This is a genomic window from Clostridium paraputrificum, assembly GCF_900447045.1.
GTDB classification, from domain to species: Bacteria; Bacillota; Clostridia; order Clostridiales; family Clostridiaceae; genus Clostridium; species Clostridium paraputrificum.
Window position 1 is genome coordinate 139499 of the sequence record NZ_UAWH01000015.1, and the last position, 24853, is coordinate 164351.

26 protein-coding genes and 1 pseudogene are annotated in these 24853 nt (G+C 28.0%); 25 read left to right on the forward strand and 2 right to left on the reverse strand.

What is annotated here, in order from left to right; translation table 11 throughout:
• The first annotated feature begins 80 nt into the window (after positions 1-80).
• The 13 genes from DR024_RS12165 (at position 81) to DR024_RS12225 (ending at position 11248) form a co-directional block, all read left to right on the forward strand.
• Complete coding sequence (locus DR024_RS12165; RefSeq protein WP_111918894.1) at positions 81-380, forward strand: hypothetical protein; 300 nt, start codon at positions 81-83, stop codon at positions 378-380.
• 30 nt (positions 381-410) lie between these two features.
• The gene (locus tag DR024_RS12170; protein WP_111918896.1) at positions 411-1127 is read left to right on the forward strand and encodes a protein kinase family protein; all 717 of its coding nucleotides are present in this window, start codon (positions 411-413) and stop codon (positions 1125-1127) included.
• 61 nt (positions 1128-1188) lie between these two features.
• Entirely contained in the window at positions 1189-1755 is a 567-nt protein-coding gene (locus DR024_RS12175; RefSeq protein ID WP_111918898.1) for a hypothetical protein, read from the forward strand.
• A gap of 204 nt (positions 1756-1959) precedes the next feature.
• Positions 1960-4116: a purple acid phosphatase family protein gene (locus DR024_RS12180; protein WP_055254981.1), complete on the forward strand. Its 2157-nt coding sequence runs from the start codon at positions 1960-1962 to the stop codon at positions 4114-4116.
• Positions 4117-4180: 64 nt separating this feature from the next.
• On the forward strand, positions 4181-5323 hold the full coding sequence (locus DR024_RS12185; RefSeq protein ID WP_027098397.1) for a YibE/F family protein: 1143 nt from the start codon (positions 4181-4183) through the stop codon (positions 5321-5323).
• 500 nt (positions 5324-5823) lie between these two features.
• Positions 5824-6603: a YoaP domain-containing protein gene (locus tag DR024_RS12195; RefSeq protein ID WP_034866351.1), complete on the forward strand. Its 780-nt coding sequence runs from the start codon at positions 5824-5826 to the stop codon at positions 6601-6603.
• On the forward strand, positions 6593-7183 hold the full coding sequence (locus DR024_RS12200; protein WP_242829714.1) for a hypothetical protein: 591 nt from the start codon (positions 6593-6595) through the stop codon (positions 7181-7183). The genes DR024_RS12195 and DR024_RS12200 overlap by 11 nt, the downstream gene beginning before the upstream one ends.
• Before the next feature lie 288 nt (positions 7184-7471).
• The gene (locus tag DR024_RS17765; protein ID WP_155849303.1) at positions 7472-7624 is read left to right on the forward strand and encodes a hypothetical protein; all 153 of its coding nucleotides are present in this window, start codon (positions 7472-7474) and stop codon (positions 7622-7624) included.
• Positions 7625-8090: 466 nt separating this feature from the next.
• A complete protein-coding gene (locus tag DR024_RS18035) occupies positions 8091-8903 on the forward strand; it encodes a hypothetical protein (protein WP_242983107.1) in 813 nt (270 codons plus the stop codon).
• 71 nt (positions 8904-8974) lie between these two features.
• Positions 8975-9556, forward strand: a complete 582-nt coding sequence (locus tag DR024_RS12210; protein ID WP_027098400.1) for a class I SAM-dependent methyltransferase — start codon at positions 8975-8977, stop codon at positions 9554-9556.
• 20 nt (positions 9557-9576) lie between these two features.
• Positions 9577-10086, forward strand: a complete 510-nt coding sequence (locus tag DR024_RS12215) for an AAA family ATPase (protein ID WP_027098401.1) — start codon at positions 9577-9579, stop codon at positions 10084-10086.
• Positions 10087-10183: 97 nt separating this feature from the next.
• Positions 10184-10471 (forward strand): hypothetical protein, encoded by a 288-nt coding sequence (locus DR024_RS12220; RefSeq protein WP_027098402.1) that lies wholly within the window; start codon positions 10184-10186, stop codon positions 10469-10471.
• A gap of 33 nt (positions 10472-10504) precedes the next feature.
• Positions 10505-11248 carry an EFR1 family ferrodoxin gene (locus DR024_RS12225; protein WP_027098403.1) on the forward strand — a complete coding sequence of 248 codons (744 nt, stop codon included), beginning with the start codon at positions 10505-10507 and terminating at the stop codon, positions 11246-11248.
• Between the two features lie 26 nt (positions 11249-11274).
• On the opposite strand, the gene DR024_RS12230 is transcribed toward DR024_RS12225, so the two are convergent.
• Positions 11275-12027: an acyl-[acyl-carrier-protein] thioesterase gene (locus DR024_RS12230; RefSeq protein WP_027098404.1), complete on the reverse strand. Its 753-nt coding sequence runs from the start codon at positions 12025-12027 to the stop codon at positions 11275-11277.
• A 253-nt stretch (positions 12028-12280) separates the two neighbouring features.
• On the opposite strand from DR024_RS12230, the gene DR024_RS12235 reads away from it, so the two are divergent.
• The 4 genes from DR024_RS12235 (at position 12281) to DR024_RS17770 (ending at position 16113) form a co-directional block, all read left to right on the forward strand.
• Positions 12281-12931 (forward strand): HAD family hydrolase, encoded by a 651-nt coding sequence (locus tag DR024_RS12235; RefSeq protein ID WP_027098405.1) that lies wholly within the window; start codon positions 12281-12283, stop codon positions 12929-12931.
• Between the two features lie 18 nt (positions 12932-12949).
• Entirely contained in the window at positions 12950-13477 is a 528-nt protein-coding gene (locus DR024_RS12240; RefSeq protein WP_027098406.1) for a putative immunity protein, read from the forward strand.
• A 309-nt stretch (positions 13478-13786) separates the two neighbouring features.
• Entirely contained in the window at positions 13787-15712 is a 1926-nt protein-coding gene (locus DR024_RS12245; RefSeq protein ID WP_099313354.1) for an OPT family oligopeptide transporter, read from the forward strand.
• Positions 15713-15951: 239 nt separating this feature from the next.
• The gene (locus tag DR024_RS17770) at positions 15952-16113 is read left to right on the forward strand and encodes a hypothetical protein (protein ID WP_172458948.1); all 162 of its coding nucleotides are present in this window, start codon (positions 15952-15954) and stop codon (positions 16111-16113) included.
• Positions 16114-16150: 37 nt separating this feature from the next.
• On the opposite strand, the gene DR024_RS12250 is transcribed toward DR024_RS17770, so the two are convergent.
• Positions 16151-16576 carry a hypothetical protein gene (locus tag DR024_RS12250; protein WP_099328236.1) on the reverse strand — a complete coding sequence of 142 codons (426 nt, stop codon included), beginning with the start codon at positions 16574-16576 and terminating at the stop codon, positions 16151-16153.
• A gap of 177 nt (positions 16577-16753) precedes the next feature.
• Here DR024_RS12250 and DR024_RS12255 point away from each other — a divergent pair, with 177 nt between their 5' ends.
• The 8 genes and pseudogenes from DR024_RS12255 (at position 16754) to DR024_RS12290 (ending at position 24620) form a co-directional block, all read left to right on the forward strand.
• A complete protein-coding gene (locus DR024_RS12255) occupies positions 16754-17521 on the forward strand; it encodes a GNAT family N-acetyltransferase (RefSeq protein ID WP_111918900.1) in 768 nt (255 codons plus the stop codon).
• A gap of 149 nt (positions 17522-17670) precedes the next feature.
• Positions 17671-17934, forward strand: coding sequence for a ribosomal maturation YjgA family protein (locus DR024_RS12260; protein WP_111918902.1), 264 nt, complete (start codon positions 17671-17673; stop codon positions 17932-17934).
• Positions 17935-18234: 300 nt separating this feature from the next.
• Positions 18235-19426, forward strand: a pseudogene (locus tag DR024_RS12265) (M20 metallopeptidase family protein).
• A 131-nt stretch (positions 19427-19557) separates the two neighbouring features.
• A complete protein-coding gene (locus DR024_RS12270; protein ID WP_099313359.1) occupies positions 19558-20682 on the forward strand; it encodes a sensor histidine kinase in 1125 nt (374 codons plus the stop codon).
• Positions 20682-21317: a response regulator transcription factor gene (locus DR024_RS12275; protein ID WP_099313360.1), complete on the forward strand. Its 636-nt coding sequence runs from the start codon at positions 20682-20684 to the stop codon at positions 21315-21317. Before DR024_RS12270 ends, DR024_RS12275 begins: the two co-directional genes overlap by 1 nt.
• 90 nt (positions 21318-21407) lie before the next feature.
• A complete protein-coding gene (locus DR024_RS12280; protein ID WP_099313361.1) occupies positions 21408-22343 on the forward strand; it encodes an ABC transporter ATP-binding protein in 936 nt (311 codons plus the stop codon).
• A 10-nt stretch (positions 22344-22353) separates the two neighbouring features.
• Entirely contained in the window at positions 22354-23475 is a 1122-nt protein-coding gene (locus DR024_RS12285) for an ABC transporter permease (protein ID WP_099313362.1), read from the forward strand.
• Positions 23472-24620: an ABC transporter permease gene (locus DR024_RS12290; RefSeq protein WP_111918904.1), complete on the forward strand. Its 1149-nt coding sequence runs from the start codon at positions 23472-23474 to the stop codon at positions 24618-24620. The genes DR024_RS12285 and DR024_RS12290 overlap by 4 nt, the downstream gene beginning before the upstream one ends.
• The last annotated feature ends 233 nt before the right edge of the window (positions 24621-24853 follow it).

The following is a 24853-nucleotide window of genomic DNA, read 5'->3' on the forward strand; positions in this document are numbered from 1 at the left end:
AAAAGATTATGTAACTCTTTTTAGTATTTTGAATAGTATATATTAAGTGCAATAAGTAAATAAATTTAGGGGTGTTAATAATGAAATGCATTAGAGAAAGATCCTACATGGGTCACAATTATTATAGAGGATGGAGTAAATCATCTTCCAAATCAGAAAGAGAATGTAAAAGATCAAGAAGGTCATTTAGTAAATCAAGAAGCAGATCATTTAGTAAATCAAGAAGTAGATCATTTAGTAGATCTTTTAGTAGGTCTAAGAGTAGATATTTTAGTTGGTCAGCAAGTAGATCATTTAGTAAATCATTTAGTAGATCATTTAGAAAATCAAATTGCAGATCTAGATGGTCATGTAAAAGACCACGCAGAAGAAGCTATTAGAAGTAAATAGTTTTAAATAAGTATATTGCTATGGATAAGTTATATGAATTTGGAGAAAAAGTAAATGGGTACTCTATAATTAAACTATTAGGCGAAGGTAGATATGGAATTGTATATCTAGGAGAAAATGATAATCATGAAAAGGTCGTAATAAAACAATTAAAGTTGGATATGATTAAAAAAACAAAAAGAAAACTTATCTATGAAAAGAAAACATTAAAGATGTTAGATGATCCTAGGTTTCCAAAGTTTATATCTAACTTTAAAGATGAATATAGAGAAGGTTATATCCTTGAATATATTGAAGGAAAGGTAATAGAAGATCTATTACTTGAGGATAACCATAGGTTTTCAAAGGAAGAAATATATGAATATTGCAGTAAGATTATAGATATTATGGAAACTTTGCATAAGAATCATATAGTTCACCGAGATATTAGACTTCCTAATTTAATATTAAAGGATAACAATGAATTAGCTCTAATAGATTTCGGTCTTGCTAGGATAATAGACAATAGAAACTATGAAAGAGAATTAGACTATTGGTATTTAGGTGATTTTCTACTTCATCTTTACTATTCATCATATGAGCCTGAAAGTGAAGAAGAACTCCCATGGTATAAAGAGCTTGATTTAAATAACGAAGAGCGTATATTCTTAAAAAGGCTTATGGGTATTAAAAAGTGCTATAGTAATATTAGAGAAATTAGAGAGCAACTTGATAAAATTAAAAGCTTAAGTATGTAATAAAAAAGGCCATGTGATTCATATATCACATGGCTGTTTTAATTATAATGAAGGTGAGGCTATGAATAATTCTATAGAAATTTTAGGTGTATATGAAGATAGTTTTAGAATTAATATCTATTCAATTAATTATTTTAGAATGATTGGACTTATAGATATAGATATAAAATATGATTGTGGGATTGAGAGAGTAACATTGGCATTTTATAGGTCATCAGGGACAAATAGTGGAAAGATTAATGGACTATGGTATCCTATAGTAGGTATAAAAATAGAGTCAGGAAGATTTAAAGAGTTTACAGAGTTAATTAATTATGTTTTAACTAAAACTACCAATGTAGATAAAGTTAAGAAAGGATGGTTAGCAAAGTCACCATTCTTTTATAATCAGCAGAAAGAGAATAAAAGAATAAAAGGCTTTTCTAGTGGAAAGCATTATAAAGGTCTTTTAAGGATTGGAGAAAAATTAAGAGATCTTTATGAAGAGTGGGAGTTTGATGATATGGAGTCTTTAACACCAAAGTTCTTAAATGATGCAATAACTTCTTTAGAGATTTATCCTAATAATACACATAGTCAGAGAGATAATTTTGAAAGATTTATATGGGATATATGTAATGGGGGATAATTAAGTAATAATAAAAATGAAGAAACACTACTAGGGCTAGTGTTTCTTTTCTTTTATAAATAATTAGGTTTTATAGACAAAAGTACGTAAAATTAATTTTAATCTTATCTTTACATTTTATTACATTTACTTAATATGCATATAATAAAAGTTTTATATTCTTAAGTTGTCCAATTAAATTAAATTATAAGAGGAGAGTTTAAGATGAAAAGTAGGAAGTTGAAAAAGATAATATCAATGACATTGGTTTCTGCACTAGTTGTTGGAGTAGGAATTACTGCAAGAGCTGAAAATGGAGAAGCTGTTGATAATTCTATTGCACAGGTTAAGACAATTGAGAATGATAAGACTGTAATAAATAATGATACAAGTTGGAGATATTTAGATGATGGAACAGATCCAGCAGTAGGAACGTATTTATACGATAATTTTAAAATTAAATCCGCCTGGACCCTTCCTAAAAATATTGAATATGAAGGACAAAACGTTGGATTTGATGATACTTCATGGAAGATAGCAAAGGGGCCTTACGGAGCAAAAAATGGTGGAGGAATAGATGGAGCAAATACAGTATTACAGCATTATAATGGAAAAACTTCTTCTGGCAAGGACAGAGCAATTGAAACATATTTCTTTAGAACTGAATTTAATGTAGACAACTTAGAAGATGTAAAGAAAATAAAAGCTAGTTTTACTTTTGATGATTCAATAGTTGTATACATTAATGGTAGTGAAGTTAAAAGGTATTTAGTGCCAGAAGAAAAGCAAGAAAATAATATGTTTTATTCTGGAAATGGAAATGGAAGTCCAATAACAGAAGAATTTGAGCTAACAGATTTATCAATGCTTAAGGAAGGTAAAAATGTTATAGCTGTTGAGGTTCACCAAGATAGGGAGACAAGCTCTGATATATATTTTGGATGTAATTCACTTATTTTAAGCTCAGAAGAGATTGAAAAGGAAGAACCAAAAGTAAGTGATATTTCACTAACTGTAGGAGCAGATGAGTCAGAAGTAAATTTTACTTGGTATACAAACTTTGATGAAGAAACTGAGCTTCAAGTAGCTAAAAAATCAGATATGAATGGTGATATTTTCCCAGTAGAAAAAGCTAAAAGCTATAAGGGAGAAATTACTAAGATAGATGATATAAATAGAAGTAATAAGGCATCTGCAATAAACTTAGAAGAAAATACAGATTATGTTTATAGAATAGGAAAAGAAGGGGTATGGTCTGAAGTTAATAATTTATCGACTAAAGATAGGAATAAGTTTAATTTCTTATTAGCAGGTGACCCACAAATAGGCTCTGGTAGCATAGAATCTGATATTAATGGATGGACAGATACCTTAAACAAGGCTATCTCAAAGTTCCCTGATGCAAGTTTTCTTATTAGTGCTGGAGATCAAGTTAACAAAGCAGGAAATGAAGCTGAATATGATGGATATTTAAGTCCTGAAGTATTAGAGTCATTACCAGTTGCAACTAATGTAGGTAATCATGATGTTGGAATTAACTATACACAACATTTTAATGTGCCGAATTTAAGTACTTTAGGAAGTAATGCAGCTGGAGGAGATTATTCCTTTAGATATGGAAATGCATTATTTATCTCATTAAACTCAAATAATACAAGTTCTGCTGAACATGAACAATTTATTCAAGAGACAATTGAAAAAAATAAGGATGCAAAGTGGAGAATAGTAACCTTCCATCACTCTATTTATAGTGTTGCTAGTCATTCTTTAGAGGACTCAATTTTAAGTAGAAGAGAAACCTTGGTGCCAATCTTTGATAAGAATGATATAGATGTTGTTTTAATGGGACATGATCATGTATATACAAGATCTTATCAAATGGAAGGCTTTAAAGAATTAAAGAATCAAACTTTAGACAATGAAGGTAATGTAGTAGACCCAGAGGGAACACTTTATTTAACAGCCAACTCTGCAAGTGGTAGTAAATATTATAACATTTTAGAAAATGAAGATTTTACTTATGCAGCGGTAAAAGACCAAAGTAAGGTTCCTACAATTTCAAATATTGAAATGACAGACAACTTATTTAAAGTTGTAACCTATAGAACTGATAATATGGAAGTTATTGATGAATACTCAATAGTAAAAGATGTTGAGGAAGATAACGATGGCAATGGAGAAACTCAAAATCCAGGAGATAATGAAACTACTAAACCAGAGTTGGATAAAAATGATGGAGATAAAAATGAAAGTTCTAATCCAGTGAAAACTGGTGATACAGTAGGAAATCCATTTGTATATATACCATTAATTGTGCTAGCTTCAGGTTCAATTCTTTATCTAGTATTAAAGAAAAAGAACTTACAAGAAAGTAAGAATTAGAAGATAAGGTATTAGTTTAGCTTTGTTTAAATGCAGGGCTAAACTTTCTATTTAGGAGAGAAATATGTTAAAAAAGTTAAGCAGAACTGATATTGTAATAACGTGGTTAATAGGTGCATTTATACTTTGTACAACATTATTAAATAATACATTTAAAGATGATTTTAAGAAGTATGATAATAGTACTTTAAGTTATGAAAAGGCAAGGGTAATAAGTGTTATAAAAGAAAATTTAGAGAAAGAGCAAATATCTAATAGGAGATATTCAGGTATTCAAGATTTAGAAGTAGAGCTTTTAACAGGGGAACTCAAAGGAGAAAAAGCAGAGGTAACAAATTATATAACTCAAAAGCATAATGTAGTTGCTAAAGAAGGAAAAGAAATTATGGTATGCGTAGATAGACCAAGTGAAGATTTTTATAAGGTTAGTATATATAATTACAGTAGAAATAATCATATATATATTATAGTTATTGTTTTCTTTGTAATTATGGTTTTAATAGGTAGGGGTAAGGGATTTAGATCTATGATAGGTCTATTATTTACTTTCTATTCAATCATATTCTTTATGATTCCTTTTATATATAGAGGATACTCCCCAATTATTTTATCAATAATAGTATCAATAATTTCTACAATTGTAACATTGTTTTTATTAAATGGATGGAGTAGAAAGACTATAGTAGCTACACTAGCAACCTGTGTAGGGGTAATAATTTCAGGTGTGATATTCTATCTTATATCAAATCTTTTAAACATATCCGGGTTTAATTTAGATGAGGCTGAATCTTTAATTCTTATAGCTCAAAATACAGGACTTAAAATTAGGGATATACTTTTTTCTGGAATATTAATTTCATCATTAGGAGCTGTAATGGATGTAGCAATGTCTATAGCATCTTCAATTTATGAAATAAATGAATTAAATAGCGATTTAGATATGAAAACTATTTTTAATTCTGGTATTAATATAGGAAGAGATATGATTGGGACAATGTCTAATACTCTAATTCTTGCATTTGCAGGCACTTCATTAAGTACTATGCTTGCTCTGTATTCCTATAATACTCAATTTAATCAATTAATGAGTTCTGATTTTATTGCAATAGAGTTTGCACAGAGTATATCAGGAAGTATTGGAATAATATTAGCGGTGCCAATTACATCAGTTATTTCAGCTTATGTTTACAAGAAGAAAATAAGATAATGAAGATAAAATTGATGGAAATGAAAATGTATTAAATTTTTATAGAAGTAAAACAATTTAGAAGAGAAATAATAAATTAGAGATACTGCATTGTTCATATATAGACATGCAGTATTTTTGAGTTAAGATGTAATATGTTATAATATTCCATATAAAAAATGTTTTTATATTGATATTGATTTAAATAAGATTTAGAAGATAGTGAGAGGAAAAATGGAAAGAATACAAACCTTAAAGGAAATCTATAAAATAATTATAATTTATTTTATTACAACCGTCCTTAGTATGATATCAGCAAAATTTATAGTGAAATATGAGTTTGTACAAGAAAATCTGAAAAATTATATATGGATTTTACTTATCTTTACACTAGTGTTTTTAATACTTGTAAAGTTATTTAAAGTAAGGTTTAAGTCCGTAGTAATCTTTCTTAGCATAATTATGGTTTTACTTAGTTATTTTACTTTAAAAGATAAATAGTTTTAATGAGGAGAAGTTATATGGAGATTATTACCGTTAATAAAGAAAATTTAGAGGAAGAGCATATTTGTTGTGCTATCTCTAGCAATAAGGATTGTCAAGTGGCTTCAAAAAAAGCTTGGCTTTTAAAAAGGTTTGATGATGGACTTGTTTTTAAAAAAGGTGATGTTAGAGGAAAGTGTTTTATAGAATATATTCCTGCTGAGAAGGCATGGTGTCCTATTAAGGCCGAAGGATATATGTATATTAATTGTTTTTGGGTATCTGGAAGATATAAGGGGCAAGGAAATTCAAATCTACTATTAGAAGAGTGTATTAAAGATAGTAAGGAAAAAGGTAAGAAAGGACTTGTAGTTTTATCTTCAAAGAAAAAGAAACCATACCTTTCTGATCCGGAATTTTTAAGGTATAAAGGTTTTAAATTGGCAGATACTTTAGAATCATATTTTGAACTTTTGTATCTACCTTTTGATGAAGATTCAATTAAACCTTCTTTTAATGATAATGTAAAGAGATCTACTGTAGAAAATGAAGGATTTGTACTTTATTATTCTCACCAATGCCCATTTACTGCAAAGTATGTACCTATAATTGAAGAGGTAGCTAACAGTAAAGGAATCAAGTTTAAAAGTGTATTGTTTGAAACATATGAAGAGGCTCAAAACTCTCCATGTCCATTTACAACATATGCTTTATTCTATAATGGTGATTTTGTAACCCATGAAATTTTAAATAAAAATAGGTTTGAAAAGATAGTTGATAAGTTAGTCCAACAGAGGAGTGAGGGCAATGTTTACTAGGAAGAGTGGTAAAATGAGAAAAAAGGTTTTTAGTATAGTTTTGATAATATTATCTTTTTGTTTTATGGGTTGCAGTAAATCAAATTCAAATATTGATGAATACCTAAATAGTGGTGAAGTTATTGATAACTTTGCAAAAAGTTTTATGCCAAGCATTGAGAAATTGCCTGAAAGCAAAAGTGTTGAGTACAGATATACTAATAATTCAATTATAATTTCTCAGTCAGATTCAATAGCTTTAGTTGTAAGCTATGATAATTTAACCTATGAAAAAGAAAAAGAAAAATTGAAGGAACAGTATACTTACTTAGATAAGCCTGTCTATGATTATGATATAGATAGTTTTCTTATTCCTGAAAATGAGTTTAAGGTAAATAGTTATACATTTAGAGTAGCTTCAGGAAATGAGAGTTACATAGCTGATTATCCAAAGTCTTTTGGTATGGTTGGGACATCAGATGATAAAAAGAGTATAGCTTATTTATATTTCTATGATTCTGATTTAGATTATATAAGTAAAAAAGATAATAGAACTTCTATGTTAGAATTTATTAAAGAACATTTTGATTATGATTTTTAGTTGGATATTCTAAAAATAATGCAATTTTAAATCATGTGGACCTTATCTAAATATCGTATTCCTAGTGATAGTATGCGATATTTTTTTGTTATATTAAATTAAGAAAAAACATATTCTATGCTTTAAATAGTAGTGGAGAAAATAGCAATGAATTTATAATATATGATATAATTACATATAATGGCAAACAGGGTGTAAAAATGATGAAAAAAGTAATTTTAATAATAAATATAAACTTAACTATATAATTTACTATGAAAGAAAAGTAAAAAAAGGGGATAGGGGATAATGAGTGGCAATGATTTTAAATTAGATAATCTTAATGAGGAAAGTATTATTAATGAACCTACAGATTCATATAGTAAATATGATACTAATATATGTAGTAATGCAATAAAAAAACATAGCATGGGGATTTGCTCTTACTTTAGCTACATTTAGTATATTTAAATTACAGTATATATTACCAACAATAGGTGTAGGACTTTTATATATTGGTTTACGCGATATACATAAGGAAAATAAGGCTCTTAATGTAGCATGGATTTTTTCTATAATAAATATTATAGTTCATATTTTTAATTTAATATGTACCAATACACCCTTAGGTGAAAGATTCAATAATATTACAATTGAAGTATTATTTGAAACTATATTTCAAGTAAGCTTTCTTTTAATATTTCGTAAAGGTTTAAAGCAAGTTTTTGAGAAAGCAGATATTAAACCAAGAAAAGATCCTATTTTAGGAGTAATTATTTGGAGGGTTATTATTGTAATTTGCATAGTATCTGGTTTAGGTAGCCTTTGGTGGATATTTATTATTTTAAATTTAAGTTATTTGTATTATTTCTGTTCTATTTACAAATTAGGTAATTATTTTAATACAATAAACTATAAGCCATCAGGAGTGAATAAAAAGATAAGTAATAGGAAATTTCTTTGTATATATTATATTGGATGTGTAGTTGTAGTGTCTATTTGTTGTTTATTGTCTAACCATATTAAATTAAATTCTATAGAGTTTGTTACTCCTCAAATTTCAGAAACTAGAGAAATACTTATAGATAAGGGATTTCCCAGGGATATTATTAAAGATATATCAGATGAGGAGATAGCTTTGTTAAAGGATGCAATAGTTATAAAATCATCTAATGAAGTGTTAATGTTTGATTATGAAGAGGAAACTATTGAAAATGATTTAGGAGTTCGTACGTATAATAAGATACCAGGTAAATATAATTTAGAGGCAACGACTATTTACGCTGAATTAAAGAATAATGAAATGTATGTAATTGAATATTTTAAGTGGAAAGATGGAAAATCATATTGGCAAGATGGATTTTCAATTAGTAATACTCAGAAATTTGAGTTAATAAGTGGCAGATTATTATTTGAAAAAAAGGGTATAAACTATTCTGCTGAAATACCAAGACTAAAGAACAAAAATGTTATAGAAAATGATTGGCTTGGTGATGAATTTGCTTATGATAAAATTAGTGGAGCTGTAAACTATCCTTTTGGATCTGATAAACAAAGAGGATATGTATTTTATAGACTAGATATTGATGAAGGTATGTTTAATGGATCAAATATAGTTAATTATATACACTATAAAGGTCCATTTAGAATTCCTTATGTTGAAACAGAACAACAAAATTTAATGTTCAATGATAGACTAAGACAGCATTGTACAAATTTTAAAACTCACTTTTTTAGATAATTGCTTAATCTTGATTGTAGTTTATAGTTATAAATTGTAAGAATTATTTAATAAACTTATAGGAGAGAAATATGGAATACATGGGAAACGAAAGTTATTGGGATAAAAAGTTTGAAAATAGGGGAGGAAATCCTTTAAAACCAGAAGAAGCTTTAGTTAAGAACATAAGGTATCTTAAAAGTGGAACTGTTCTTGACTTAGCTTGTGGAGATGGTAGGAATAGTTTGTTTTTATTACAGGAAGGATTTAATGTTACTGGAGTAGATTTTAGTATTAAAGCACTTGAAAGACTACATAACTTTGCAGCAAGGAATAATTATAAAGTTAATACTAAGAAAGTAGATTTAAGTAAACCTGATGCTTTAGATAACATAGAGAAATTTGATAATATAATTATAAATCATTATAGATTAAGTAAGAAGCAATTAAGTAGTATACATAAACATCTTAGAATAGAAGGTATTTTATTCATTAATGGTTTTGGACAGAAACATGTACCAGATTCAAAGATAAGAGAAGAAGACTTAATACAGCCATCAGATTTTAATGGGTTAAATGAAAGCTTAGAATTGGTTAAGTATAATGAGACGATGGATGAGAGAGGATCCTTTGTTACATATATTTATAGAAAGCAGGGAGACTTAGATAATTAGAAATTGAATAGGTGATAGAAGTGAAAAAGAAGTTAATTATTGTAAATGGAGTTATGGGAGTTGGAAAAACTTCAGTTTGTAGAATGATTTATAAAGAATTAGATAATTCATTTTGGCTAGATGGAGATGATTGCTGGAGGATGAACCCCTTTACAGTAAATGAAGAAAATAAGACTATGGTTTTAGATAATATAATTCATATTCTAAATAATTATATAAGAAACTCTAGTAGCAAATATATAATATTTAACTGGGTCATTCATACAGATGAGATAATGGAGGAAATATTAAAAGGCCTTAATACTTCTAATGTAGAAATATATAAGATCACTTTAATGTGTCCTGCGGAATCATTAGTGTCAAGAATTAAAGGAGATATTAGTAAAGGTTTAAGAGATGAAGATAATATAAGAAGGAGCCTTGAAAGGTTAGTATTATATGAGAAAATGAATACAATTAAGGTTGATACAACAAATAAAGAATTAAAGGAAGTTGTTAGAGAAATAAATGAGGTTATAAAAAAGCAGTAAATTTAGTTTTACTGCTTTTACTATTATAGTAGTAATATTTTAACCTATAAGAATTTAATGTATAATTGTGATATTGAATAATAAAGGGGGAGATATAGTGGATTATGCTATAATAGGATTTCTTTGTGGTGTAAGTATAGTGTTAATGATGAATGTTAGTAATCAAAAAGATCAAATTAAAATCCTAAATAACAAATTAAATAAGATAATAAATCATTTAGAAATAGAAGATGATGAGCTTAATAAGATAAATGATGAATTAAATAAATTAATAATAGAAGGGAAGAAAGTAAAGGCAGTTAAGCTATATAGAATGACAACAGGAGCTGGTCTTAAAGAGTCAAAGGAATATATTGATGCTTTAGCAGACAAGTTATCTAATTAAAAGTAAATTAGTTCTATAATTGGAGGAGAATAAATGATATTATATTTTACTGGAACAGGAAATAGTCGTCATATTGCAAGGTTAATAAGTAAAGAAATAGATGATGAAATTATGTCAATTAATGAACTTATAAAGAGTGGTAGTAATAATGAAATAAAATCAGATAAACCTTTTGTCTTTATAGCTCCTACTTATGCATGGAGAATTCCTATGGTAGTAGAAAAGTTTATTAAGAATATAAAGCTTTCTGGAAATAGAAAGGTGTATTTTATTCTTACCTGCGGTGCTGATACAGGAGATGCCACTTCATTTTTAAAGTATATTTCTAAGGAAAAAGGACTTGAGTTTATGGGGCTAAGAGCTTTGGTTATGCCGGATAATTATATTGTTATGTATAGTACTCCAAGTGATGAAGAGAATGAAAGAAGAATTAAAAATGTAGAGGAAGAAGTTAATAAAATAGTAAAATATATAGTTAGTGGCAGAAAATTTGAGGAAAATAAAACTACTATTATTGATAGGATGAAAAGTAATTCTATAAATAAAATGTTTTATAAAATATATGTAAGTGCAAAGGGATTTCATACAACAGATAAGTGTATAAGTTGTGGTAAATGTGAAGGGTTATGTCCTTTAAATAATATTATACTAGTAGATGGGAAGCCAAAGTGGGGAGAGAATTGTACTCATTGCATGGCATGTATCTGTGGATGCCCAACATATGCTATTGAATATAAAAATAAAACTAAGAATAGAAGACGATATTATTTAAAATAATTATATTATCAAAAAAAGAATAGTGTTTAGCTATTCTTTTTCCATTTAAATTCTAATTTTGTAATTGGTTTTTGAACTTCATCCTTAAAAACCCTATGAACTGTAATTAATTCATCTTCATTATTTCTTATAATGTCTGTATTAAAGTGTAGAGTTGAACCCTCACTAGCTTCCTTTTTAAACAGAACTTTTATATCGGATATTTTATATTGGTCTAAAAGCTCATTAGGTAAAGTATCAACTGCCATTTCAATATACTTAACATTATTAACGTGATTGTTTGAATCAATATCGCTATGTCTAACAGTATAAGCTCTTGTAATGCTAGGAACTTCAAGTTTTATAAAATCATCTAATGGTATGATTTCATGCAATTCTTTTTGAATTCCGTAAATCTCTAATTGTTCAGGAGAAATCTTTGCTGGGCGTCTCTTTTCAATGTCAATTAGCATTGCAGTAGAAATCCCAGAAAGAATTACTTTACCAACTGAATTTTTTATAGTGCAACGTCTATAACCATATAGCTTTTTAATACCTATGGCTTCAGTTTCAACAGTTATTCTATCTCTAAACTTAGGATATTCTAGGATTTTTAAATCATATTTTAATAAAACCCACACACAATTATGTACAAGTCCATGTTTAGTTTCGCCTAAAGAATCAGTTTGAGATATTACAACATCCCATAAGTAATTCATTAAAGATGAATATTTACAATTCATATTAGAATCTACATCATATATGTTTATAGTATAATCTTTGGTAAATGTATTGCTCAAGTTTAATACTCCTTTCTAATTATAATTAGTATAAGTTAATTATATGTAAAGTTATTCCATAAAGCAAATAGCATTGAAATACTAATTTTCAATGCTATTTTTATAAAATTAATGTTTTTTGTTATCCAATAGTATTTTTAAGAATATATAATAACTCTTTTAAGATAAGTATAGTTCTTACTATATTTGTTATCAATGTAAAAGGTAAATATGATATAATCGAATGAGAAATTAGGTTAAATAGGAGAGAGTAATGTTTAAAGTAGCTATTTTTGATTTAGATGGTACATTGTTAAATACTATAGATGATTTATCAAATGCATGTAATTATGCTCTTAGTAAATTTTCATTTCCAACTCATGAGTCTGAAAAGTATAAAGCTTTTATTGGAAATGGATTATACAAGCTTGTGGAAAGAGCTCTTCCTCTTGAAAATAGGGATAGTGAAACAGTTAATATGGTATTAGATGTGTTTAATAAATACTATAATGATCACATGATGGATATGACTAGGTCTTATAATGGAATAATTGATCTTTTAGACCAACTAATAGATGAAGAAATTGGACTAGCTGTTGTATCTAATAAGAAACATGATTTTACATTGGAGATAATACATAAATATTTTTCTGATAGATTTAAATTAGTTTTAGGGTTAAGAGAAAACTATAAAGCTAAGCCTGATCCAACATCACTATTAGAAGTAATTAATGAATTTGGTATAAGTAAAGAGGAATGCATATATATTGGTGATTCAAATGTTGATATAAGAACTGCAAGAAATGCTGGAGTTAAATCTATAGGTGTTTCATGGGGATTTAGAGGAGGAGAAGAGTTACTTAAAGAAGGTGCAGACTATCTAGTAAATAATGTAGAGGAACTAAAAGAAATAATAATTAGTTAAAAGAAAGTAGGAATAGATATGGCAAAACTAAGGAAGATGTTAGGAAGCTTAGATGATCCCAATATAGTATCATTAATGAGTTTAATAGAAACACAAAGCAAAACAACATTAGCCAATTGGGCAATTACATATGCAGAGGACAATTTTCTTAATATATATGAAAAAAACTATAGTGATGATTTAAGACTTCGTAATATAGTATCAGCTTCAAAGGAATATTTAAATGGAACTAAAAAGTTAAATGAGGTTAAATCTCTTATAAAGGAAGGAAATGTAGTTGCAAGAAGTCTAGAAGAAAACCCTGTTGCTCAGGTAGCTTGTCGTGCTATAGTAACAGCTTGTGGAACAATTAATACACCAACAAATGCTCTTGGTTTTACTTTTTATGGAGCAGCAGCAATTGTTTATGATAAGTGTGGTTTATCAGAAAGTTCAAAAATATATGATGAATTAGCTAGTAAAGAATTAGAAAAAATGTTAGTGTCACTTGAAAAGGTTGCTATCTCTAACGAAGAAAACCCTGCGAAAATTAAGTGGAATTGCTGAATATACTAGTAATCTATAAAAATATTAAAATAGTATTTATATATAGGTAATTTCATAATTCTTTTTAAAAATAATTATAATAAAATTTATATTTTTTCAAATCATAAGTTAAATTATTAATACTTTATAATTAGAAGTTAAAGGTAAGACAAATTATGGTTTGTATTGTCAAAAAAAACATGATAATATTTATCATGTTTTTTTGTTTTATCTGACTAAAGTGATAAAACATGAGATGATTATTATATTAGCAAAAATGGATATACTAAATATAAATTTATAAATAAACAAAAGAAAAGGGGACAAAAGATGAAAAAGAAATTACCTAAAGAGGCCTATGGTGGTGTTCATGGTAAAGATTATGTTCCATACATAACTGACAAGTCTAAAAGTGGAACAAATCTTGCAGTAATCATAATAGGTTCAATTTTAGCTGCTGTGTTTGCAGCATCTACAGCTTATTCTGGAATGAAATCTGGATTAACTGTTGCAGCAGGGATTCCTGGTGCTATTATAGGTTCAATGCTTATTGGAGTTTTTGCTAAAAGTAAAGGTATCCTTGGGAAAAATATAACTCAAGGTATGTCAAGTGGTGGAGAATCTATAGCAAGTGGTATGATTTATGTTTTACCTGCAATTATTCTTATAGGCAGTGATATTACTCTTATAGAGGGAATTACTGTTGGAGTAGGAGGCACACTATTTGGTATAGGATGTCTTTCATTAGTTTATAAGTTCTTAATAGTAGAGGAACATGGAACTCTTATGTATCCAGAATCAATGGCTATCTCTGAAACTTTAGTTGCATCTGAAGCAGGTGGAGATGCTATAAAATACATGGGTATTGGATTTGGAATAAGTGGCATTATTAATGTATTAACAGGATCATTTTTGAATCTAATTAACAATACTATTACTTTTGTAGGAAGTAAGTTTTATAAATGGAAGTTCTCAACTGAAGTAAATCCACTTTTATTAGGTATTGGATTTATAGTTGGTCTTGAAGTGTCTTTAATGATGTTTGCAGGTTCAGTTTTAGCTAACTTTGGTATTACTCCATTAATAGGTTACTTTACTGATTTTGCAGAACATGGTGCCCAATCATGGAATGATGCTTCTATGTTACTTCATCAAATGGATGTAAATGCAATAGCAGGAAGCTATGTTAAGTATATTGGAGCTGGAATGATGCTTTGTGGTGGTATTATTGGCGCAGTTAAGCTTATACCAACCATTGTTATTTCTCTTAAAGAAACATTTAAAGCAAAATCAAGCAATGATGGAAGCAATGAAAAGAATTCAGGTGGCATTCTTATGCTATTTGGGGGAATTATAGTAGCCTTTGTTGCAGCCTTTATAATTTCTCAAAATATAAAGATGGCAATAATAGGTGCAATAGTTTCTATGATATTATCATTATTATTTGTTATAGTAGCAGGACGTTTAACTGGTACAATAGGTACATCAAACCTACCAGTATCAGGCATGACAATTGCATCTTTAGTAATATTAACTTTAGTTTTTGTTATAATGGGATGGACTTCTCCAGCTGATAATAAATCATTACTTTTATTTGCAGCCTTTATGGTAGTTGCAATAGCAGTAGCTGGTGGTTACAGCCAATCTCAAAAGGTAAGTTACATAATAGGTGGAAGCAGAAGTGAAATGAGAAATTCATTTGCTATATCAAGTGTTATTGGTGTTATAGTGGTAACAGGAACAATCTTAGTTCTATCAAGCCAGTTAAGAATTACTGGAGCAGAAGCACCATTTGCTCTTCCACAAGCTAACTTAATGTCAACTTTAACATCAGGTATAATGTCTGGTGATTTACCATGGCCAATGATTATAGTTGGTATTGTAATGGCATTGTTCTTATTCTTATTAGATTTACCTATAATGACTATTGCTATAGGATTCTATTTACCTATATCAACAACTTCTATAATATTAGTAGGTGCTTTAATAAGAGTATTGGTAGAAAAGATGAGTAAAGATGAACAGGAAAAGGAAATAAAAGTTTCAAATGGAATAAGCCTTTCTTCAGGACTTGTAGCTGGTGGCTCTATAATTGGGCTATTAGGAATAATACTTCAGGTTACAGGAGTAATAACTCCAAAAACTCCTGCTGGATTTGCAGCAAGTAATGGTATGGGAATAATACTTTTAATAGCCTTAGTAATAGCAACAACCATTCCTATAATGATGTCTAAAATTAAACTGAAAAATGAATAGCTTATGAAGAGAAATCATAAATTATGGTTTCTCTTCTTTCATTTACAAATATTATGTTTTACACTATATGTATATAGAAAAATATAATCATAGATTTTTTGAAAAATTTTAATAACTTATAGAAAACAATCAGAAAGTTCTGCGTAGATAGTAACTCTTTCTTTTAAATAAAAAGTAATTTACTCTATTCCCTATAGAAAGAATAGAGTGCTAAATATATTTTAAGGAGGAAGAAATTAATGGATAAACACGATCTAGAAGAGAAAGAAATTAAAAATATGAAGAAGTCATCTTATATTATATTTATTGTTACATTAATAGTATTTATATTAATTGTTGTAGTAGTTCTTTCGGGGATAAAAAGTTTTGTGGACTTATTTTCTAACCTTAGTATAAATTAAATATTTAATAGAAAGTTGAGAGGGCAAGCTCTCAACTTTATTTCATAACACCATCATAGTAAGAACATATAGCATCATCAATTATAGTGCTAATATAGATATTAAAGTCAGGATTATTAGCTTTAAGTTTATTAAGTTTTATTAAAGTAGACTTTCTAAAGCAATAGGTCCTAACAAATTCAAATTTTTCTCCGTCTACAGGTGGAGTTATACCATTAGGGTGTACTTTACCTTTTTTATTTTTATGAGATTGGGGAGTAAACTTTGTTTCTGTAAAAGGTTTAGCTTCTTCTTTTCTATTATCAAAACTTAATTTTTCTTCTGTAGCTTCATCGGTAAAACAAAAACTAGCAACAGCATCTTTTGATGGTGGTACATAATCTGTAAAACAGATTTCATCCATTGGCTCTTCGTAACATAAATCATCCTTAGACATCACAAATTCTTTTTTTCTTCTTGCCATAACAAACCTCCAAATTTATTTCTAAAAGTTATATATGCAAAAACAAAAAAATAAATATTGTTTTAAACATATAAATACATAAATATATAAATATTTATTATTATGAGCACATATAAAAGTGTTACAATAAATTTAAGATTATAATTAAGAATAGCAATGAACAGAGTGGAGAGTTATATGATTTATAAGCTAAAGAATACAGAAAAGGCTAAAGATTTATTTGGTAATTGGGAAGAAACAATTATATGGTCATGTCTTCAAAACATAATGGGAAGTATTTATGTAGATGACGAAGAAAATCCAAAATCAGCAATTGCTGTACTTGGAGACTTTTGTTTTTTGGGAGGAGTAGCTAAGAAAGAGCTTGTACAATATAAACCAGATTACTATAAAGAGAATTTTATAATAATGGTACCTCAAAGTAATGAGTGGTCAGTACTAATTAAAGAGTGTTACGGAAAGAATGCAAAAAAAATTACTAGATATGCTATTAAAAAAGAAGAGCATATTTTTCATAAGGATAAATTGATGGCTATTGTAAACTCTTTACCTCAAGAGTATACACTAAGAATGATAGATGAAGAGATTTTTAATTTCTGTAGGTTAAATGATTGGAGTAAGAGTTTTGTTGCTCAATATTCTGATTATGAAATGTTTAAGAATCTAGGATTAGGAGTTGTTGTTATGAAAGATAATGAACCTATTTCAGGTGCAGCTGCTTATTCACGGTATAGAGATGGAATTGAAGTAGAAATTGATACTAAAAAGGAATACAGAAGAAAAGGTCTTGCATATTGTTGTGGTGGAAAATTAATTTTAGAATGTCTTAATAGAGGTTTATATCCAAGTTGGGATGCTCATAATAAAGCCTCTGTAGCATTAGCTGAAAAATTAGGATATAACTATCATTATGATTATTTAGCTTTTGAAGTGTGTGATTACTAATATTATAGGAGTAGAAAGATGAAAAGAAAAAGAATTATATATATAGGGCTTATTATCATAGTTATGATTTAGGAATTGCTTCAAGAAGTTATGAAAGCTACTTACATAGTTTAATAAGCAAATATGCAGGAGATACCTTATGGGCTTTAATGGTGTATTTAGGATTTGGTTTTCTATTTAATAAAGCTAAAATAAGAAATTTGGCTTTGGCTTCAATGACATTTTCTTATTTGATAGAAATATCTCAACTTTACCAAGGGGAATGGATAAATTCAATAAGAAATACAACCTTAGGAGCATTAATTTTAGGACATGGATTTTTATTTAGTGACTTAATATGTTATACAATTGGAATTTTAATTGGAGTAGTTTTTGAGTATTTATATTTTTATAAAAAAGATTGCAGTTTATAGAAAAAAGCAATCTCTTTTATTTATATAGGGTGTAATTAAATAGTAAACTAATCCATATGATAAAGAATAATGAAGTTATACACTATATGAATCAATAACAATGCTTAAGAAGCTTAAAGAGAGTTGTTGTTCTAAGGATAATTATCTAATATGAAAAAGTTAGAAAATGTGAGCATAATAGGTTATATTATGTAAAATTCAGTGAGAAAGATAACAGCTTATTTGATTTAATAGTTTAATGAATATATTATAAAAAAGTAATTAAAATAAATATGAGATAAAAGAAATTGAGGTATACATATGAATAAAATTATGAGTCAAGCAAAGTTAATATATGATGATTTAATTACTATTAGGAGGACTATTCATAGTAATCCTGAAGTTGGTTCAAAGTTACCTAAACAAAAGCTTATGTAATTGATAAGTTAAAGGAATTTGGGTATGAACCACAAGAAATATGTGAAAGTGGTGTAGTTGCTACAATTAGTGGTAAAATCCAGGCAAAACGTTTTTGTTAAGAGCTGATATGGATGCATTACCAGTAGTTGAGGCAACTGAATGTGATTTTAAGTCAATTAATGGGAGTATGCATGCATGTGGACATGATATGCACACTGCAATGCTATTAGGTGCAGCAAAATTACTTAGGGAAAATCAAGATGATATAGAAGGAACTGTTAAATTAGTGTTTCAACCAGATGAAGAAGGTTTTACTGGAGCTAAAAAAATGTTAGCAGCAGGTGTATTAGAAAATCCGCATGTAGATGCTGCAATGGCTATGCATGTTCATTCAGGAACTCCTTCTAATATGGTATTATGTGGTTTAGGTACTAGTATAGCAGGATGTAATAGATTTAGAATAGTCGTAAAAGGAACTGGATGTCATGGAGCTATGCCAGAGCTTGGAGTAGATCCTATTAATATAGCAGCACATATATATTTATCTTTACAAGAACTAATTGCTAGAGAAATACCAGCTACTAAAGCTGCAGTTGTAACTATTGGTAAGTTTGTAGGGGGAGAAGCTCCAAATATAATTCCTAGAGAAGTAATTATGGAGGGAACAATAAGAAGTTTAGATAAAGAAATAGGAGAATTCATATTTAATAGAATAAATGATATAACAGTAAATACGGCTAAAATGTTTAGAGGCGAAGCAGAATTAATAGAATTATCATCTGTACCACCATTAACAAATAATACTGATTTAGCTAAAGAAATTACATCATATGTAAAAGATTTGATTGGTGAGAATTTAGTTAATTTGTTTGAAGGAGGAGGAATGGGATCGGAAGATTTTGCTTCCTATTCATATGAAGTTCCAAGTGTATATATGATGTTAGGTGCTGGAACAAAGCAAGAAAATTTACTATATGGTGAACCAATGCATAATGAAAAAGTAGTATTTAATGAAGAAATATTAGCTACAGGTTCTGCTATACATGCATATAGTGCTATTATGTGGTTGAAAAATAACAAGGATAAAAATTAATAAATACTAAATAAAGTATATAAAAGAAAGTTTGCTTTAAAAATCCCTATATTTATAATTAAATATAGGGTGTTACTAATATGATTTACAATTTAATCCTCTAATCTTAGAAGTGGTAATGAAAAATTGGGGTGATTTTTATAGCAAAAGATTTTAATATTGTAATTAGAGCTATTTTAGTTGGCTATGTTTCAATGAATTCATTAAATAACATGGATAAGCCGTGGGTAAATGTTTCTATCATTTTAACTATAATTATCTTATCAATGTTAAGCTATTTACTTCCTAAAAGATTTAGAAAGAGTATATACCTAATAAATATAGTCTTTTCAGCAGTAGCAACAATATATATAAATAAAATTATTATAATTTTATTTGCCTTTACATTAGCAGAGTACTTATCTATAGAAAAAAAGATTTATTATCATTGCCTATTTATTATTCCATCAAGCCTTCTGTTTACATATAAAAATAATTTATGTGCAGAATTAACCTCAATCATTACACTTTCAGTATATGCATTGATTTATGGAAAAAAACAAGAAGAAAGAGTAGAATTCTTAGAAAAAGAGTGGGATCAAAATAGAAGAATTAATTCTGAATTAAGTTTAAGAATGGAATCTAGAGAGCAGTTTATAGAGCAAGAAAAAATATCTGTAAAATTACAAGAAAGAAATGAAATTTCTGGTGCTATGCACGATAAGATAGGGCATACACTAGCAGGAGCCTTACTTCAACTTGAAGCCTTAGGAATTATTTTAAAAAAGGACGGAAATGAAAAAGCGGTAGGTATCATAACTAATGTAACCAATTTGCTTAGAAATGGAATGGATGATATAAGAGCAACATTAAGAAGTATAAAACCTCCAATAGAAGAGCTTGGAATTAATAAAATTAAGCTGTTACTTCAAAATAAGTTAAAGGACACTTCATTTAAATACATACTAACAAGTGAAGGAAATCTAGATTTAATATCTAGGAAGCAGTGGGAAATAATTATTGAAGGAATAAGAGAACTATCAACTAATTCTCTAAAATATTCTAAAGGTAATAAAATTAAGGTTAATATAGAGGTGTTAAATAAATATATAAAAGTGGAAGTTAGTGATGATGGTATTGGTTCTAAGAAAATTATAAAAGGAATGGGGTTACAAGCATTAGAAGAAAGAATGCTAAATTTACAAGGAAATTTAATCTTAGATGGAAGTAGAGGGTTTACAGCAATTATGATATTTAAAGAAGAGGGAGAATTGTAATGTGCATTAAAGTTGCTATAGTAGATGATGATGATTTAATTAGGGAGAGTTTAAAAATAATTGTTGGGTCTAATGAGGACATTGATATTAAGGGAACATTTAAAAATGGACAAGAACTATTAAAATATTTAGAAGGAAGCTACTTGGATGTAGTTCTTATGGATATAAGAATGCCAATTTTAAATGGTGTAGAGACATTGGCAGAAATGAGAAGAAGGGACTGTAAGACAAAGGTCATTGTATTAACAACCTTTGATGAGGATGAATATATAGAAAAATCATTAAATCAAGGAGCAATTGGATATTTATTAAAGAATACTACACCAGATAAAATTATAGATACTATAAAAATGGCTTATAATGGTATATCAGTAATTCAGGAAGATATATTAAAGAGATATAAGGAGATTGGACAAAGTACTCCTAAGGGGAAAATAGATAAATCACTTTTTACAGATAGAGAATATGAGGTGATTGTAGGGATTTCCCAAGGGTTAAGTAATAAGGAAATAAGCAAAAAACTATTTATATCAGAAGGAACAGTCAAAAACTACATTACATCAATATTAAATAAAACAGATTTAAAGCATAGAACTCAAATAGCTGTTTATTATTATACAGGAGAGAGGATATGACTTTTGTCATATAGAGAATATGACCTTTTCTACAGTTTGTAGGAGGTCTTTTTTTATATACTAAAATTAGGAAGTAAAGGGGGAATAATAATGAAAGTAATAGAGATTGATAAGTTAGTTAAAAAATTTGATGACTTTGTTGCTATTGATAATATTTCATTATCCATAGATGAAGGTGAGATATATGGACTTCTTGGTCCAAATGGAGCAGGTAAAAGTACAACTATTAGCACTATATGTGGTTTAGTAAGACCTTCTTCAGGTGATATAAAAATAATGGGAACTAGCATTAAAAAACATGATGTTAATATTAAAAGAAAAATTGGACTAGTTCCACAAAAAATAGCTATATATGAAGACTTTACTGCTAAAGAAAATATTAGCTTCTTTGGTGAACTATATGGACTAAGGGGAAGAGAGTTAAAAGAGGCAGTAGAGAGAGCGTTAGAGTTTGTAGGACTTAAAGAAGTTAAAAATAAAAAGTCCAAAGAATATTCTGGTGGAATGCTTAGAAGGTTAAATATTGCTTGTGCTATTGTTCATAATCCCAAGATAATTATTATGGATGAACCCACTGTAGGAATAGATGCTCAATCTAGAAATCATATTTTAGATTCCATTAAGAAATTAAATGAAGAAGGTACTACAATAATTTATACTTCACATTATATGGAGGAGGTAGAGTCTATATGTACTAAAATAGCTATTATAGACCATGGTAAAGTTATAGTAGAGGGAACAAAGGATGAACTAAAAAGTATAGTAGATGATAAGAAAACTCTATCTCTTACCCTTAATTCCTATGAAGAAATTAATATTGAAGAGATTAAGTCTATTAAGGGAGTTTTATCAGTATATCAGGATGATAATTTAGTAACTATAAATACTTCTAAGAATGTAAATAATCTAGATAAAATAATTAACTATTTTACAAGAAATGAAATTAGTATTGGTGATATTGGATATAGAGAAGTTACCTTAGAAACAGTTTTTCTGACATTAACTGGAAGAAGCTTGAGGGAGTAGGTGAGGTTTTATGTTTCATGTTATTGTGGAAGGACTTAAGTTTAATCTTAGACAAAGAAAATGGGTGATATTTAATGCATTATTTCCAATTTTTCTTATGGTACTCCTTGGAGTAATGTTATCTGATACTAACTCTATAAATAGTGAAAATGAAGTTATTAATATATGTTATTACAATGAATCAGGAAAAGATGAAATTATAAATGAAATAAAAGATAATGTGTTCAATTATGATGATTTTAGTATAAAAGAAGTATCATCTGTTGAAGAAGGAAAGGCTAAGGTTGAAAATGAAAGAGAAATATTTCTTTTGATTAAGGAGGAATCTATAGAAACTTATTATTCGGAGAAAAGAGTATCAGAAGGTGCAACTGTCCTATCTTATTTAAAATCCTTTAGTGATACCTATGCAAGTATAAATGAATTGTATATGGTGGATGTAGATAAGGCAGCTGAAATTATTAGTAGTGAAGAATTTCTGAATGATAATATAGATGTAAAGTTTATTAAAGAAAAAGATGCTCCTAATTCTTATCAGTACTATGGAATAGTTGAATTAACTATGATGATGCTTTATGTAACATTATTTCCCATAGGATTACTTGGATTAGAAAAATCATCTGGAATAAAGGATAGAATAATTTTAACAGGATTATCTGATTTCAAATATTTTGTTGGAAGAATTATTTCAAGTTTAATTCTAAGCATAATTATAATTACACCAGGATTTCTATTTTCACTCTTTAAATTAAAGTCAAATTGGGGAGACAATCCATTCATAACTTTTATGTATGTACTAGCAGCTGCTTTAATGATGGTTACCTTAGGAACTTTTGTTGGTTACGCAGTAAAGCAAAGAGATAGAGCATCATTGTTCATACAAGGACTTATTATTCCAGTCTTTTCTTTTCTTGGTGGATCTTATATATCACTGCCACTTGAAATGGATGGAATATTAAATTTAGTAACCAATATTTCCCCTTTAAGATGGTTAAATAAGGGCATATTTAAAGCTGCATATGAAGGGAACTTTTATTGCTTGAATGTAAGCTTAGTAATAAGTATTACAGTAACTATAATTTTATTTTGTTGCCTTTATATATGTATTAGAAGGGAGAAGAGAGAAGTATGAGAAGTGTATATGCTTTAGTAAAGAATAATTTAAAGATAATGATATTAAAGAAACCTGCTTATACAATATTAACAGTAGTTTTTCCTATGATTATATTTCTATTTGCCCCAAAGATTATAGATGGATCTATTACTGAAATAAATGTGGGAATATATGATGAAAGTAAATCTTTTTCTTCTAATAAATTAGATGAGTATTTGTCTGATATTGATATGATTAATCTGGTTGAAGTTAATAGTGAAGATGATTTAAAACAAAAATTTAATACTAGAGATATTTATTTAGGTATAATGATTGATAAAAATATGGAGGAAAAGGTATTAAGGGGCGATAATTCAGGTGTAATTTTATATGGGATAGAAGGGGAAAATCTTTATGAAATCCTAGATAAAGGACTATCTATTGAATTATCCAATATGATAAACTTAGCAAAAATAAATAATGGTGACTTTGAAAAATATAAATCATCAGTTGAAAGAAAAGAAAAAGAAAAGATTCAAGTTTCATATAAAGATTTAAATGATGTTGAAGTGAATCATAGTGTAAGTCAGACGTTAATAGGTTTTATAATTATGTTCGCTTTTTATAGGGCTATGAGTGGCTCAGGTTTAATTGGAGAAGATAAGGAACAAAATATGTATACACGTATTCTTACAACTGGTGTAAAACCATGGCAATATTATTTAAGCAATATTATTAGTATAACCATTTTATTAGCTATTTTATTTTCAATAAGTGTTATAGAAATAAACCTTATTTCAACCATAGAAATTGGAGTTAGTAATATTATGCTTATAACAATATTATTAATATTAGGAATAGTTTCAGTATCTGTAGGAACATTTTGTATGACCATAACTAATGATAGAGATTTATCAAGTATAATAAGTAACTTTATTACAATATCATTTTTAGCACTAGGTGGGTGTTTTGTGCCTTTATCCTACTTAAGTGGTACAATAAATAAAATATCATATTTTACGCCTATAAGATGGGCAATGGAAGCTATTAATAATGCACAGCAAGGAGCAGATATAAGTGTAATTGTAATGAATTTATTAGTGTTAAGTTTATTTGGAATGGTATTTTTTATTATTTCAGTTTATTGTATAAATAAGCGTGATAAGGTTGACAATGTAAGATAGATATTTGGTTGTAGTTTTAGAAAACAATATGGTTAATCAGATACTAGTCTATATGTCTTATTTTAATCCGCACTATGCCAGTAAACAATCAGGAAAAATTTCATAATTAAATATATTTATGATGTCTATAAAAAATTATAATTGTAAACAGTCGTTAGGTTTTATACCTAGCGGCTTTCTTCTTAACTTAATAAGAAACATAATTATAGCATTTCATATATTAATAGTAGTAA

Bases quoted from the DNA above. Each gene is read 5' to 3' on its own strand.
- DR024_RS12245 (WP_099313354.1), top strand. From the start codon at position 13,787: ATGAAAAAGAAATTACCTAAAGAGGCCTATGGTGGTGTTCATGGTAAA.
- DR024_RS12235 (WP_027098405.1), top strand. From the start codon at position 12,281: ATGTTTAAAGTAGCTATTTTTGATTTAGATGGTACATTGTTAAATACT.
- DR024_RS12225 (WP_027098403.1), top strand. From the start codon at position 10,505: ATGATATTATATTTTACTGGAACAGGAAATAGTCGTCATATTGCAAGG.
- DR024_RS12210 (WP_027098400.1), top strand. From the start codon at position 8,975: ATGGAATACATGGGAAACGAAAGTTATTGGGATAAAAAGTTTGAAAAT.
- DR024_RS12170 (WP_111918896.1), top strand. From the start codon at position 411: ATGGATAAGTTATATGAATTTGGAGAAAAAGTAAATGGGTACTCTATA.
- DR024_RS17770 (WP_172458948.1), top strand. From the start codon at position 15,952: ATGGATAAACACGATCTAGAAGAGAAAGAAATTAAAAATATGAAGAAG.
- DR024_RS12180 (WP_055254981.1), top strand. From the start codon at position 1,960: ATGAAAAGTAGGAAGTTGAAAAAGATAATATCAATGACATTGGTTTCT.
- DR024_RS12195 (WP_034866351.1), top strand. From the start codon at position 5,824: ATGGAGATTATTACCGTTAATAAAGAAAATTTAGAGGAAGAGCATATT.
- DR024_RS17765 (WP_155849303.1), top strand. From the start codon at position 7,472: ATGAGTGGCAATGATTTTAAATTAGATAATCTTAATGAGGAAAGTATT.
- DR024_RS12200 (WP_242829714.1), top strand. From the start codon at position 6,593: ATGTTTACTAGGAAGAGTGGTAAAATGAGAAAAAAGGTTTTTAGTATA.
- DR024_RS12275 (WP_099313360.1), top strand. From the start codon at position 20,682: ATGTGCATTAAAGTTGCTATAGTAGATGATGATGATTTAATTAGGGAG.
- DR024_RS12280 (WP_099313361.1), top strand. From the start codon at position 21,408: ATGAAAGTAATAGAGATTGATAAGTTAGTTAAAAAATTTGATGACTTT.
- DR024_RS12240 (WP_027098406.1), top strand. From the start codon at position 12,950: ATGGCAAAACTAAGGAAGATGTTAGGAAGCTTAGATGATCCCAATATA.
- DR024_RS12165 (WP_111918894.1), top strand. From the start codon at position 81: ATGAAATGCATTAGAGAAAGATCCTACATGGGTCACAATTATTATAGA.
- DR024_RS12260 (WP_111918902.1), top strand. From the start codon at position 17,671: ATGGTGTATTTAGGATTTGGTTTTCTATTTAATAAAGCTAAAATAAGA.
- DR024_RS12255 (WP_111918900.1), top strand. From the start codon at position 16,754: ATGATTTATAAGCTAAAGAATACAGAAAAGGCTAAAGATTTATTTGGT.
- DR024_RS12250 (WP_099328236.1), bottom strand. From the start codon at position 16,576: ATGGCAAGAAGAAAAAAAGAATTTGTGATGTCTAAGGATGATTTATGT.
- DR024_RS12290 (WP_111918904.1), top strand. From the start codon at position 23,472: ATGAGAAGTGTATATGCTTTAGTAAAGAATAATTTAAAGATAATGATA.
- DR024_RS12285 (WP_099313362.1), top strand. From the start codon at position 22,354: ATGTTTCATGTTATTGTGGAAGGACTTAAGTTTAATCTTAGACAAAGA.
- DR024_RS12175 (WP_111918898.1), top strand. From the start codon at position 1,189: ATGAATAATTCTATAGAAATTTTAGGTGTATATGAAGATAGTTTTAGA.
- DR024_RS12185 (WP_027098397.1), top strand. From the start codon at position 4,181: ATGTTAAAAAAGTTAAGCAGAACTGATATTGTAATAACGTGGTTAATA.